Source organism: Pelorhabdus sp. sgz311002, assembly GCF_056134285.1.
This window is the reverse complement of record NZ_JBWBCL010000004.1, coordinates 105,227-119,594: the sequence shown is the minus strand read 5'-3', so window position 1 is coordinate 119,594 and position 14,368 is coordinate 105,227. Positions and strand designations below refer to the sequence as shown.

Genomic DNA, 14,368 nt, shown 5'->3' with positions numbered 1-14,368 from the left:
TCCCTCCTTTTACAGCATTTAGTGATCTTGCGATCTTTCAACGATTTCGAATTAAGTAGGATAAGGTTTCACTTTCCTGGCACAGTTCATCAAAACATTCTTTTCCTAACTTATCAATAAGCGCTTTCCCCCAAATATCATGCTTGATATATTCTTTTGTAATTAGGATGATGGAAGGTGTAGTCGTCCAAATTCCCGTCGCTGCCTTATCACCGCTCATCTCACTAACTACAACTTCATTTGAGTCGCCAACTACGACATTTAATCGCTTACCTAGTCGTGTTTGCGAGCTATCCCCGCAAGAATCCAGATTTATCGTATAGGCACACCCGAGACTATAAGAGCCAAATACTCCAGCAATAACCCGTATTCCTCGCTGCTCTGCTAAAACAAGCTGCTCTTTTAGCACCTCAGCCTCTTGCGGCCAAAGTGAAACCAATACATCTTTCGTTGCATGTTGAATAACTTCAACGGCTTTTTCAATTACAGACTGATAGCCTGAAAGGTTCCAAGTCAAATCAATATCCGGTATTGGTGTTACCTTAGTTAGCAACCCGTTCAAGCTTTCCATTCTTTCGTCAAATTCCCGATGAATTCTGCTCAGAAGTACATCAGGATCTATGGGATAATATAATACCGGCTCAGACGTACTTGATAGAATAAATCCTTTGTTTTTTAAATTCGTCAAAGTTTCATAAATCTTTGCTGTTGGTATTTTGGCAATCTTGCTTACTTCATATCCAATAGCCGGATTCTTTTGCAGAAGTGCAAGATATGCTTTCGCTTCATAGGTAGAGAACCCTAATTGAGTCAACTTATGAATTAAATCATCCATAATACCCTCCTTTTAACCAGCTACCTTGCTTTTACCTATATACTACTCTAAGAGTAAGAATAAAGGCAATAACTACTGATATTGAGTAGAATAAAATATAATAGCAAAGAAGTGGCAATCCCATATTAGGGATTGCCACTTCTTTGCTATTACATTAAATGTCTTTTGTACTCAAAAGCTGTTATTCCATAGATTCTCTTAAAGTGCCGATTCAAATGTGATAAATCTACAAAACCACATTCGGCAATCGCCGAGTAAACATCTTCATTGCGTTCTAATAATTGCTTGGCCCGCTGTACCTTGCAAAGTATAAAATACTGATACGGTGAAATTCCCGTATTAGCAGTAAATAAACGGATAAACTGAAACTTCGACATAGCAAGTTCTTGGCATATTTCATCAAGACTAAGTACCGCTTCTCGTTTAGAAAAAATTATTTCTTTCGCCTTTGTAACTAGTTTACTATCTTTCTTATCCGCTTTACAAATCTCAGTTGGTCCAAATTTACTTATAAGAGACAGCAGCAATTCGTTACACAAGTCCTCATCTTTTCCACTCAAAACGGCATTGGAAAGACTCAAAATATGTTTTCTAAGGCCTTGATTATAGACAATAGGCGATACAAACCGAACTATATTCCTTTTCCCTAGTATCTCTAAAAACACCCGTGGCTGAATATAAAGCATAACATAATCAAGGCCCGTCCTATCATGCGCCCTACCATCATGTATCTGTTCGGGATTAAACAGCATAACCCCACTAGCATAGGATGAATGTAAACTGCCTTCTAAATTATACTCTTGAATACCACGTAGCGTTACACCTAAGGCGTATTCTTCATGGCAATGCTTTTTATACATGAAATCAGTAAAACTAGCCGATAATGCAGTGATATTTGACAATTTTTTATATATAAACTTTTCCACGCCCATCACCACCTAATCATTTCAACCAAGCCCGAGCTTATTATAGCAGAATAGAGTAAAAAAAGTGACATACTTATATTCACTATTTTTTGATACTTCAGCAGTATTTCTTTAAAAATTGCGCCAAACAGCACCCAAGTCACAAATGCTAAGAAGCCAATAACACTAATAACCCCAACAAATATTGCCAACATATACAATTCCGTATAGTACGGCATAATAAAACCTGGAATTACTGTCATAGTAAACAACACGACCTTAGGATTTACGAACTGCATAATGAACCCTGAGCTAAAGTTGGCGACTCCCGCTACAGCTGTATCTACTGTATCCATATTATATATCTGATAAGCTAAATACGCGATATAAGAGCCGCCAACAATCTGCATGATCAGCAAAATCTTAGGTATTACACTTACAAGTATGGTATTTAATATTGCGGAAATGACAAGTAAAATACTAAAGGCAATCGTTGCTCCATAGGTATATTGCATCGCTTTTTTAACTCCATATCCCTGTACTGTAGCTAATATGACAATATTAGTCGGCCCAGGGGTAAAGGTTATAATAATGCAGTATATAAAAAAAGTTGTAATATCCATGATATACACCCCTCAATAGTTGTTATCAAGGATAATACAGCTAAAAGATAAGTAGGTATAGTACATTATTGCAAAGCAAGAAAACGAATCAGATCCTCGAATTTGCGCAAAAAAGCTGCTACTGAAATAAATCAGTAACAGCTTTTTCTATATGTAGATCTATCCAAATCTTTAAGCAACTTGTAAAGGTTGCAACTAATTTGTTCAGTTCGACAGCGGAGTCAGCCAGTTGCTCAGCAAATCCTTTCATTGCAAGTAAAATAATCAATATCTCCCACGGATATGGTTGGCATTACAGCCAGGACTTTCTTCGGAAATAAATTACCATGGCCGAAGTCAAGCAAACCATAACTACTAAAACGCCATAATAGCCATACTGCCATTTCAATTCTGGCATATTTTCAAAATTCATTCCATAGACGCCCGCAATAAAAGTCAAGGGAATAAAGATTGTCGAAATTACTGTAAGTAATTTCATCACTTCATTCATACGGTTACTAATACTAGATAGGTAAATATCCAGCATGCCTGACAGCATGTCCCGGTAAATCTCTACGGTTTCTATAACTTGAATCACGTGATCATAAATATCGCGCAGATAAATATAAGTCGCTTCTTGAATATGTACCGACTCGCCGCGCTCCAGTTCGCCAATCAATTCTCTAACTGGCCAGATTTCCTTGCGAATAAATAACATAGCTCGCTTCAGTTGATGTAATTCTTGTAAAAGCCTTTCATAGGGATGTATAACAATCTGCTCTTCCACCGTCTCAATTTTTTCTCCTATTCGTTCTAATACAAGAAAATAATGATCCACCATATTATCTAACAAAGCATAAAGTAAATAATCGGCTTTTCTTGTTCTCAACTTTGCGCGACCTTGAATAACCCGTTCATAAACGCCGGAAAACACATCATGAATGCCTTCAGTCCTCTCCCGGAAAGAGATTACATATCCCTCTCCCAAAATAAGACTAATTTGTTGACTCTCATAGCCCATTTGATTTTGTTGGATTGTTAAGGACTTGGCAATGACACAGAGATATTCGCCATAGTCTTCAAACTTAGGCCGTTGATTCGTATTTAATATATCTTCTAAGGTCAATGGATGGATTGAAAACTCCATTCCGATATCTGCAACAACCTGAGCGTTCAATCCTTGAATATCAATCCAAGTCACGCCAGATTGATGCATTAAGTCCTTCAACTGCGCCAGCGGCGGATTCTCCTTTTGCTCGATAAGATTCTCGTTATAATGGATTACGCGAATCTTAACCTCCTCAGAATAAACATCACCAATATGTAATAACGTTCCGGGCGGAAGTCCCACCTTTTCAGCTATTGAACGTCTTTTTTTCTTCATGCATGATCCCTCTAATCTTAAAGCTTCAACATATAATCTGCTGCCCGATTCATAATGCGTTCTGTCATCCCCATGGGATCTTTCCCATTCGCTTCTCGAATATCACGTAGCATCCAAATTGCTTCATTAGTTTTACTATCAAGCAAAATATACTCCATTCCGGCATTTGCGTAGGTATCATAGTGAGCCGGTGTTACTACAGTTCGCTCTACCGGTTTTCTGACCTTCATTTTTTTATGTACCCAACGGCCATTTGAGTCTAGAACCTCCATATCCGCTTCCGACTCAACTTGCTCCGTGTAAGTATAAGATGATTCTGGCACAAAACGTTTGTCATAGCCAAAAGCAGTTACTTTAATATTTAAAACAGCATCTGCTATGATCGGCGTAAATTTATCAATTTCGGATTTATAACGAACTGGGTCTTCCGTTTCAAGTTGTCGAATATTTTCTCCTGTCGCCTGACTAACTCGATCTTTTAATTGATTTAGCGTAATAAATTGAAAATGACTTTTTGCCCATCTATTTCTATCTTGAAAAAATGTATTTAAATAAATATTTTCCAACTTACGCGAACTAAATTCATCGAACTTTGCTTCAGGAGCAATAGCCATAGTAACAACTACAGTTTTCACACTACCAAAATTAAAGCTAGGACTTTTCCATTCATCTTTTCGTTCTTCTGCCTGACAGATTGACATTGATAAAAATAGTACAAAAGTAAACAATAGAAAAATCCTTTTAGCTTTCAATTCATATCATCTCCCTTATTTTGTAATATAAAACTCCTATTTCTCTCAGTATTGGACAAGTAAAGCTTTTTCCCTTTCTAGCCTTAAAGTTTTTCTGACACAGCTAATACTAGATTCACCAACAATCGTTCTGAGTAAGAAAAAGCGCCTGCACTATAATGGATTTTCATTATAAGGCAGGCACCACGATTTAATGTCTATGAAAACAGTATGAGTTAATTTTTCCAGGGAATAAGACGCTTTTCCACCCATTGCAAAAAGTGATTTAAAATAACGCCCATCAACGATAGCGTCAAGATTCCAACCATGAGTTTCGTTGTCAACATTAGATCGCCATAGTGCAAAATCATCGCGCCGATGCCTTCCTTCGCTGCAATCATCTCCGCCGCAACTAAGAGCAGCAAAGCTGTCCCAGCGGCAAGCTTTAATCCAGCAAAAATGACCGGCATAGCCCCTGGCAAAATCACCTTACGAAGTATGTTGTACTTAGTCGTTTTGAAACTAACCGCAACCTTGATGAGAAGTGGATCAAGATTTTTCACGCCGGAATAGGTGTTGATTACAACAGGGAAAAACACACCCAGAGCAATAATCAAAACCTTCGATAACTCGCCAATGCCCAACCAAAGAATAATTAATGGCAATAAAGCAAGTTTAGGGATAGGATATAGAGCATAAATCACGGGATTGCCCATAGCATCAGCCAATTTAGAAAATCCTAAGAGTAGTCCAATTAAAATTCCCGCCGTACTGCCAATCAAGAACCCAATTAAGATGCGGATCAAGCTAGCTTGCGCATTTATGAGTAATTCGCCGCTTGTCACCATATCCCAGCCAGTCAGCAAAATGGAGGTTGGTGCAGGCAAAAACAATTCTGATACAACACCGCTGCGACTAATCAATTCCCAAAGCACAAATAGGAATAACATGGCCACGACAGAAACCCATTTGCCTGCGTCTTTTTCGATAGAAGCTAAACGATTCACAACTTCACGTTGATAAGCCATTATTCGTCTCCCTCCTGCAGGGCATCTTGGGCGTCCTTACGGATCATCTGCCAAATTTGTTCTGCATAGTCATTAAAAGCGGTCATATATTGACTGTCATCTCTGCCGAATTTAGGCAAATCAATGGGTATCGTGTTCACGATGCGGCCAGGACGCCGCGACAAAACAATCACACGATCTGCCAAGTAGACGGCTTCTTGAATATTATGGGTTACATAAAGCGTACTTAGCTGCGTCTGATGCCAAATCCGCAGCAACTCTTCCTGCATCAACGTCCTAGACTGCGCATCAAGGGCTGAAAAAGGCTCATCCATCAGGAGGATGTCCGGCTGAATCGCCAAAGCTCTGGCAATTCCAACGCGCTGGCGCATTCCCCCGGAAAGCTGGTGCGGAAAAGCTTGACTAAAGTTCGTTAAACCAACAAGCTCCGTATAATACTGTACTCGCTTTTGCTGCTCTGCCTGCGGTAATTGTATGGCTTCTAAACCAAAGGCCACATTTTCAGAAACAGTCATCCACGGAAAAAGGCCCACTTCCTGAAAGACAATCCCAATCGAAGGATCGCGATCCACTGTTAAGCCTTCTACATAAATTTTTCCCGAGGTGGGACTAAGCAGCCCCCCTACCATATTTAAGAGTGTCGATTTACCACAGCCGCTTGGGCCGACTAAAACAACAAATTCCTTTTCTTCAATCGAAAAATTTATCTTTTCAAGGGCAACTGTCGCTTGCCCTCGCGTCGAAAAACTCTTATGAACGTCTTCAATAATTACTCTCATTCTATCCTCCTGAAAGCCCTACTTCAGCTCTTTCAATGCGGCTTCCCACAGATCTGTATTGACGACTTGAGAACCACTAATCGGTTTATCCATCATTTTGTGGCTGACATACCAGTCAATCTGTGTTTGGATATCGGCACTTAACAGTTTCCCGTCACGATCAATATAGGGTAACCCGGATTTCACATCTTCTACCGGAACTCCCGTATATTTAGCAATAATATCAACGACTTCATTATAGTTTGCACCAGGCACTACTTTGCCGTCTTGTTTATTGAGTACCGCATCATAGTAGTAGCGAGTTGCTTTTATATAACCTTTAAGGAATTTTGTCGCTACATTTTTATCTTTAGTAAATTTCGGTGAAAAAAAGATCCCTGAAGTCTGATAATCCATGACATCGCCAACTTGTACCATTACTTTGCCGTAACCAGCGGATTCGACCTTACTAATATTGGGTTCATTCAAGATAACCGCATCAACTTGCCCGCTTTGCAAGCTGGCCATCAACGAACCAATACTGCCAAGCGAAACGATCTCTACATCATCTAGGGTTAATCCTTTTTCCTCTAATAAGCGGCCTATCATATAATGAAAAGTGGATCCCTTCTGGGTAATGCCAATGCGCTTCCCTTTTAGGTCCTCAACTTTTTTTACTCCTTGATCCCACAACGCTTTTCTTACCAGAACAGCCGAAGAGGAATATCCCGCCTGTTCCCGGCCTTTATCGGCGACAATAGACAGCGATTGACCACCGCCAACCATATTAAACAAGCTAGCCGTGATGCCTGTCGCACCAATATCCACTTTATTAGATGCTGTCGCAACAGCAATAGGTTGGGCCGCTTCAAACCACTCCACATTTAAATCTAACCCTTCTTCTTTAAAAAAGCCCTTTTCAATCCCAATAAAGATGGGCGCGGAACTCGTAAGTTTCAACAAGCCTACATTAACTTTTTCCGGCTCAGTTGACTTACCACAGCCAGTCAGCAACAGGGCTGCCAAGAAAACGCCTACCAGGATTGACAATATTCCCTTACCTACTTTGCCTACGTTTCTACACATTGTCCAATTCCCCCATTTCATTACCACTCCATACTACCATCCTACAAAATTCCTAGTTGTTTGTCTCCCCCTAAGAATGCAAAAGTTCTCATCCGGTTAAAGACGAGAACTTTTCTCGCAGGTCTTGTATTTCCTACTAATATAACACAGCTTATAGCGACCTTCAAGATTTTTATGCAATTATACAACCGATGTCTTTATGGAGTGTGCATTATTCATATCCCAACCCGAATTGCTGCTTAGTTCTTGTCAAAGCCATGACATTTTAGACGCGTATCGGCAAATCGATTTACGATTTCTTACGGAACTTCGTATCAAGTAACTCTTCAAATATTTCGATCATAGCTCCCTTATCTTTGTCACCCAGTCCTTTTAGTAAAGCCATTTGATAGGTTGACGTGGCCGCATGGGTTACTGGCAAAGGAATACTATGATTCGCCGAAATTGTCGCACCGGCAACTAGGTCTTTATAGGCATGCTTTAAGGGATACCCATCTTTAAAATTCGCTGCAAGAATACGTGGGATAAAGAACTCTGACGCATAACTTCTGCCTGATCCGCTGTTAATAACGGCGCCAATACTTTCGGGATCTAGGCCAAGTTTAACGGCCATGGGAAGAACTTCTGCTAGTCCCGAAATATTAATATCAAATAATATATTATTAATGGTCTTAGTGAGCTGACCGGCGCCATGCGCCCCCATATGCAGCACGTTGTTGCCCATAAATTTGAAATAGGGCAACACAGTTTCATAGGTGTCTTTATTGCCGCCGCACATGATCGTCAAAGTAGCGTCAATAGCCCGCGCCTCCATACCAGTTACCGGGGCATCAATAAATTCTACGTTTCTAGCTTTCAGACTCTTGGCTAACTCTACACTTGCCGTGTAATCAATGGTACTCATATCGACAATGATTTGATTGGCTTGTAGTAAGGGCGATAAGTGATTTATAACGTCCGTCACCACTTCTGTATTCGGTAGACAGAGGAAAATAATTGGACAATCCGCTAAATCGACTTGATTCGTAGTTACTTCAATGCCCTTTGCTTCGAACATAGGAAATGCTGCTGAACTTTTGTCGCAGACAATAAATTTATCGCCGTATTTACTCAAGTTGAGTGCCATATGTCTGCCCATTTGTCCTAATCCAATGAATCCAAGTTTCATATGATGTCCCCCTTGTACGTTAGCTATTAAAAGTATAATATATAACCATTCCAGTACGTTCTAGTGAAATCCTTTCGATTTATTGTAAAATACATACCATAGAAAATAAGGGGAAGAGATATGAACGAAGCAATAGAAGCCTCTATTGAAAAATGGTTTAAACTTGTTATTTCTTCACTTCATGATGGCATTGTCGTTGCCGATAAGAATACAATTGTGCAATATGTAAACCCCGCTTGGTGCCGAATGACCGGAGTTCGTGCCGAAGATATTATTGGCCGACCCATCCTGCAGGTTCGCCCCAATGCCTTGCTGCCCTTAGTTGTAAAAAGCGGTGAAGCGATCGTGAATGTAATAAAGCAAGAAGCTAACGATGCTGAATATGCTGTTAGTATCGAGCCCATTAAAGAAAATGGTACAGTACTTGGCGCTGTGACCGTTGCGAAAGATTTGACTGAGGTAAAGTCGTTAATCAAGCAACTCACCGAAATGAAAACAAAAGTGAAAGAGCTGCACGACGGCGTAAAGGGCTTACACCATGCGTACTTTTCATTTAATGACATTGTCGGCCATGGCGGCGGCTTGAAAAATATCGTCACAATTGCCAAAAAAATAGCCCGAGCTGACACAACCGTTCTGCTGACTGGTGAGAGTGGTACAGGCAAAGAACTGTTCGCTCACGCGATTCATTCGGCCAGTGAACGGACCAACGAAGCCTTCGTGGTAGTAAATTGTGCAACCTTTGTCGCCGAGTTACTGGAAAGTGAATTGTTCGGTTACGACAGTGGCGCCTTCACTGGCGCAAAAAAAGGCGGACGAGTCGGCTTGTTTGAGCTAGCGAATGGAGGCACCATTTTTCTTGATGAAATTGCGGAAATGCCCCTTAAGTTACAGGCAAAGTTACTGCGAGCGCTCCAGTACAAACGAATCCGCCGCGTCGGCGGTCAAGAGGAAATCGCCTTAGATATTCGCATAATTGCTGCAACAAACCAAGATTTACAAAAACTCGTTTCTCAAAATAAATTTCGTGAAGATCTTTATTACCGCTTAAATGTAGCCCAAATTATGATCCCCCCACTGCGGGAACGAAAAGAAGATATCCCAATCATTGTTTCAGCCCAATTAGCTGCGATAAGCCAACGCCGGAAAAAGCACTTCAAAATCAGTGAATACGCCCTGGAGATTCTTACAAACTACCCTTGGCCCGGTAATGTCAGAGAGCTAATCAATGCCTTAGAATTGGCTACGGCGCTTAGTGATAGCGACACCATTCAAGCCGATCACTTACCGCAAGCATTGATTGCCGCTGTTCCTGCGAGCGGGCTACGATCTGTAAAAAAGTCCTTAGGCGAACAAATGCTTGCTTATGAGAAAGAGTTAATTCGAAAGGTGCTTATTAAACATGATCAAACGCTAAAGGGCAGAAAAGCAGCCGCCTTAGAGCTGCAAATTTCAGTTTCAACACTCTATGAAAAGATAAAGAAATATAACATTTGAACCATTCTATACTTCCGGAATACTATTCCAGAAAACCAGAATAAATATATTGTTAAATAAATACTTGTCCTGCTTAAAAATAAGCCGATTTGTTCGATCCATTATTCCAGATATTCGGAATTACTCTGGAGTAAACTGTCGATACATTCTGGCTTTTTTTGTTGGCATATAACTTGCAAAGATAAATAGCAACAAAATTGCAATAAATGAAAAAAATTAAAGGAGAGTGTGCCTGATGAATAACAAGGTCATTATTACCATTGCCCCTACTGGAAATGTTCCAACAAAGGAAATGAACCCGAATTTACCGGTAACGCCGGCAGAAATTGCCGCCCAAGTATATGAATGTTGGCAAGCCGGGGCTGCTGTAGCCCATATCCATGCCCGTGATAAAGAAGGAAAGCCAACATCTGATGTAAATGTCTACCGAGAAATTATGGCTGAACTAGATAAATATGAAGACTGTGATATTATTCGGCAGCTTTCCACCGGAGGCAGAGCCGGCAACTCCTATACCGAACGAGGTCAAATGATCTGTTTAGCTCCTGATATGGCGAGTCTAGCAACAGGCTCCTCGAACTTTCCCGCCAAAGCAAATTTGAATGATCCGGAAACAGTCAAGTATTTAGCCAACGAAATGAACCAGTATGGAACGAAGCCGGAAATAGAAGTCTTTGACACAGCCATGCTATTTAGTGCCATTCAATTAGCCGAAAAAGGATTGATTGCTAAACCGCTCCAAATCAATCTCGTAATGGGAGTCCCCGGTTCACAACCAGCAACGCCGAAGGGCTTGTTCTACTTATTCGAGTGTTTGCCTAAAGATGTCCACTGGACCATTTCCGCTATCGGCAAAGATCATGTCAGCTTATCCGTCATGGCCTTATCACTCGGCGGCAATGTACGCGTCGGCTTAGAAGATAATATATACTATTCCAAAGGAGTCCTAGCTACAAACCTTGACCTCGTTAACCGGATAAAAAATATTGTCCTAGCGATGGGTAAAGAAATTGCTACACCAACTGAAGCAAGAGAGATTCTAGGGTTAAAGAAACAGTAGAACGGGGGACTTAACGTGAATGACCAAATTAAAAAATGGCTTATCGTAATCTTCACCGGCCTGCTGATCTATCTAATCCCCATTCCCACAGGTGTTAAACCCATTGCCTGGAAACTCCTAGCTGTATTCGTCGCCACAATTGTGGGCTGTATCATCCAACCCATTCCGCTGGGAGCCATCTCAATGGTAAGTCTTTGCCTTGTGGGATTTCTGGGTCTGGCAACAATCAACGAATTACTGGCTGGGTTTTCTAATTCAACAATCTGGCTGATTGTGTCTGCGTTTCTACTAGCTAGAGGCTTCGGTAAAACGGGGCTGGGACGTCGTATTTCCTATCTCTTAATATCGAACTTCGGCGATAAGGCAATGAAGCTTGGTTTTGCCATCATGTTAAGTGAATATGTATTTAGTCCTGCTACCCCCTCTACTACCGCTCGCGGTGGCGCTATTGTATATCCCATTGCCCGTAGTTTAGCTGCTGCCTTTAATTCGGAGCCTGGGCCGACCGCAAAAAAAATTGGCGCCTATCTCATGCAAGTCGGATTTCAATCCAACTGCATGAGTGGCAGCCTCTTTCTGACAGCAATGATTGCTAACCCGGTTATGGTTGTATTTGCGCAGCAAGCTTTCGGACTGAAAATCAGTTGGATGGACTGGGCCATCGCCGCATTTGTTCCCGGTACATTAGCGATGATTCTAATCCCAGTGCTCATGTACTATATCCTACCGCCGGAACAGAAGAACACGCCAGAGGCTCCAACTTTGGCTCGTGAAGAGTTGAAAAAAATGGGCCCCATGACCCCTGATGAAAAGATCATGTTCATCGTATTTATTGGCAGTATTCTGCTCTGGGCTACGGCTACTATGACAAATATCGACGCGACCCTCATCGCCCTTGGCAGTGGCGCTATTCTGATGGTAACGAACGTACTAACTTGGAAAGACGTATTGAACGAAAATGGCGCTTGGGATGCTATGGTATGGGTTGGCGTATTAAGTACGATTGCTGGCCTGCTAAATAAGCACGGGTTAATTGCTTGGTTTAGCAAAGCCGCAACGGCCTCGCTTGTAGGGATTCCTTGGCTGCTGACCTTAATTGCAATCCTGGTAATCTACCTGTATTCCCATTACCTCTTCGCTTCCATTACAGGACATGTTGTAGCTATGTACCCGGCATTTATTGCTGTGGCCGGGGCTGCTGGCGCTCCTCCGATGCTTGTGGCTCTGACAATGGGCTTCTTCTCTAACTTTTTTTCCTGCCTGACGCATTACGGCAACGGCGTCGGCCCCATCTACTTCGGAGCTGGCTATATGTCGCAAGGGACTTGGTGGCGTATCGGATTTACCATGTCACTAGTCTATCTAGTCTGCTGGCTTGGCGTGGGACTTGCTTGGTGGAAGGTTTTAGGATTGTGGTAGATTCGGTTTTTCGCGCAAAACAACATTATGTTAATTAGAAAAGCCATAAAACAAGGAGACGGTTCTACCGTCTCCTTGTTCTTTTTCCTCTTACATCGTTGCTTACACTATAAATGATATTTTCCCATATTTAGTACGCCTTCTCTATTCTACGCCGCTTCTATCTCGCTAACTATACCCGAAACTTACTAACGGCATGTTGCAACTCCTGCGCCATGTGGGCCAGACTCTGGCTTGAGCTTGCGATCTGTTCCATTGATGCAGATTGTTCTTCCGTAGCTGCCGAAACCGTCTGCGTCTGACTTGCAATGTTTTTACCTATTTTATCGACTTCCCGCACAGAGGTCACAATTTGCTGACTAGCACTAACCATCTGCTGGATTGACGCCGTAATGTCGGTCGCTTGCTCCGACACTTGGTTAGTCAGCATCTCGATTTCACCAAACGCCTTTCCTGCAGTATTTACAACTTCGGCCCCTAACTTCACCTCACGAGTACCGTCATTCATAGCCACAACGGCTTTATCTGTATCACCTTGAATTTCTCTAATCAAGTTCGCGATTTGTTGAGCTGCCTCATGAGATTGCTCTGCTAATTTACGAACCTCATCTGCTACTACGGCAAAACCTCTTCCTTGCTCACCGGCACGAGCTGCTTCAATAGCAGCGTTAAGCGCCAAAAGGTTGGTCTGTCCCGCAATTCCAGATATAGTATCTACAATTTGTCCAATTTCCTTGGATCGTTCTCCCAATTTACTCACTACTTCAGCCGAACTCGTCACGGTTTTTTCGATGTTTACCATTTGGTTCACAGCTGTCTGAACCGCTGTACTGCCGTTCTTGGCTGCATTAGCTGTTTTATCAGATATGCCTGCCATATTGTTGGTGTTTACAGCAATTTGCTGAATGCCTGTTGACATTTGCTCAATGACTGCAGAGGTCTCACCTACAGCCCGTACCTGATTATCAGCTCCCTGCGCCACATCCGAAATAGATACTGCTACCTGATTGGTCACCTGTGCCGATTGCTCAGCACTAGCCGTTAGTTCTTCCGAGGATGAGGCGACTAGTTCAGCTGATTGCGATACTTGTCGTACTAGATTTCGTAGGTTGGTGCTCATGGTATTGAACGCGGTTCCTAGCTGTCCCACTTCATCTTTTGTCGTCACTTCTACTTGCTTGATAGCAAGATTACCATTAGCAACTTCCTCAATGAGATCTACCATAACGATTAACGGATTAGCTATCATGCGAGCAATAAGCCACCCAAAACAAACTGCAAGTACGGCAACGCTAACTGAAAGAACTGCGACCCAAATATATGCCGACTGAGCATCAGCGAGCGAATCCCGCCCTGCTTTTTCAGCCCCTTTATTATTGAATTCAATAAGGTCTGAAATGCGATCATTGGCTTTGTTCCAAACTGGAACCGCTTCAATAAATCGCTGGCCTGATAAAGCAATATCGTTCGCCTTTCCGGCCGCTACGATACCGGGGAGTTTCTCCATATACAGACCCCAATTTTGGGAGAAATCCTCATAGAGCTTACGCTCCTCAGTACCACTAATGAGATCTTTCTCATAGATTCTTCGATTCTTCTCTAGATCTTTAAGCAACTGATTCAGCTCTATCTCAAGCTTATCCATTTTACTGGCATCAGTTTCTATCACAATAGCCGAAACTAAACGAGGAACATCAGAAACAGCGCCATTCATCCACGCCATCATAGATAGGCTCGGTAACCACATATCATTGACTTCTTTAGCATTATCCCGCATGCCTAATATTTTTAGGATAGCAAAGCCGCTTACTAATGATGACAAGAGTACCACCGTAAGAAAACTGACAATCAACTTTTTCTTTATTCCTAAATTTCCAAAATTCAACTACGCCACT

At 41.9% G+C, this 14,368-nt stretch carries 13 protein-coding genes; 3 read left to right on the top strand and 10 right to left on the bottom strand.

Features of this window, described 5'->3' with window-relative positions:
* Nucleotides 1-37: 37 nt before the first annotated feature.
* From AC0NJP_RS08340 to AC0NJP_RS08300, 9 genes are all read right to left on the bottom strand, one after another.
* A complete protein-coding gene (locus AC0NJP_RS08340; protein ID WP_474039652.1) occupies nt 38-835 on the bottom strand; it encodes a TrmB family transcriptional regulator in 798 nt (265 codons plus the stop codon).
* 149 nt (nt 836-984) lie between these two features.
* Nucleotides 985-1,761: an AraC family ligand binding domain-containing protein gene (locus AC0NJP_RS08335; RefSeq protein WP_474039653.1), complete on the bottom strand. Its 777-nt coding sequence runs from the start codon at nt 1,759-1,761 to the stop codon at nt 985-987.
* 5 nt (nt 1,762-1,766) lie between these two features.
* Nucleotides 1,767-2,363, bottom strand: coding sequence for a LysE family translocator (locus AC0NJP_RS08330; protein ID WP_474699475.1), 597 nt, complete (start codon nt 2,361-2,363; stop codon nt 1,767-1,769).
* A 292-nt stretch (nt 2,364-2,655) separates the two neighbouring features.
* Nucleotides 2,656-3,726, bottom strand: coding sequence for a magnesium/cobalt transporter CorA (gene corA, locus AC0NJP_RS08325; protein ID WP_474699474.1), 1,071 nt, complete (start codon nt 3,724-3,726; stop codon nt 2,656-2,658).
* Between the two features lie 17 nt (nt 3,727-3,743).
* Complete coding sequence (locus AC0NJP_RS08320) at nt 3,744-4,478, bottom strand: hypothetical protein (RefSeq protein WP_474699473.1); 735 nt, start codon at nt 4,476-4,478, stop codon at nt 3,744-3,746.
* A 215-nt stretch (nt 4,479-4,693) separates the two neighbouring features.
* Nucleotides 4,694-5,485 (bottom strand): ABC transporter permease, encoded by a 792-nt coding sequence (locus AC0NJP_RS08315; RefSeq protein WP_474699472.1) that lies wholly within the window; start codon nt 5,483-5,485, stop codon nt 4,694-4,696.
* Nucleotides 5,485-6,264, bottom strand: coding sequence for an ABC transporter ATP-binding protein (locus AC0NJP_RS08310; protein ID WP_474699471.1), 780 nt, complete (start codon nt 6,262-6,264; stop codon nt 5,485-5,487). Before AC0NJP_RS08310 ends, AC0NJP_RS08315 begins: the two co-directional genes overlap by 1 nt.
* An 18-nt stretch (nt 6,265-6,282) precedes the next feature.
* Nucleotides 6,283-7,329: an ABC transporter substrate-binding protein gene (locus AC0NJP_RS08305; protein WP_474699470.1), complete on the bottom strand. Its 1,047-nt coding sequence runs from the start codon at nt 7,327-7,329 to the stop codon at nt 6,283-6,285.
* Nucleotides 7,330-7,618: 289 nt separating this feature from the next.
* Complete coding sequence (locus AC0NJP_RS08300) at nt 7,619-8,497, bottom strand: NAD(P)-dependent oxidoreductase (RefSeq protein WP_474699469.1); 879 nt, start codon at nt 8,495-8,497, stop codon at nt 7,619-7,621.
* Nucleotides 8,498-8,617: 120 nt separating this feature from the next.
* Between AC0NJP_RS08300 and AC0NJP_RS08295 the strand changes: the two genes are divergently transcribed.
* The 3 genes from AC0NJP_RS08295 to AC0NJP_RS08285 all read left to right on the top strand — a co-directional run bounded on the left by AC0NJP_RS08295 (nt 8,618) and on the right by AC0NJP_RS08285 (nt 12,473).
* Nucleotides 8,618-9,994 (top strand): sigma-54 interaction domain-containing protein, encoded by a 1,377-nt coding sequence (locus AC0NJP_RS08295; RefSeq protein WP_474699468.1) that lies wholly within the window; start codon nt 8,618-8,620, stop codon nt 9,992-9,994.
* A gap of 235 nt (nt 9,995-10,229) precedes the next feature.
* On the top strand, nt 10,230-11,054 hold the full coding sequence (locus AC0NJP_RS08290; RefSeq protein WP_474699467.1) for a beta-keto acid cleavage family enzyme: 825 nt from the start codon (nt 10,230-10,232) through the stop codon (nt 11,052-11,054).
* A gap of 15 nt (nt 11,055-11,069) precedes the next feature.
* Complete coding sequence (locus tag AC0NJP_RS08285; RefSeq protein ID WP_474699466.1) at nt 11,070-12,473, top strand: DASS family sodium-coupled anion symporter; 1,404 nt, start codon at nt 11,070-11,072, stop codon at nt 12,471-12,473.
* 172 nt (nt 12,474-12,645) lie between these two features.
* Here the strand turns inward: AC0NJP_RS08285 and AC0NJP_RS08280 are convergent, their stop codons facing one another.
* Nucleotides 12,646-14,358: a methyl-accepting chemotaxis protein gene (locus AC0NJP_RS08280; protein ID WP_474699465.1), complete on the bottom strand. Its 1,713-nt coding sequence runs from the start codon at nt 14,356-14,358 to the stop codon at nt 12,646-12,648.
* Between the last annotated feature and the right edge of the window lie 10 nt (nt 14,359-14,368).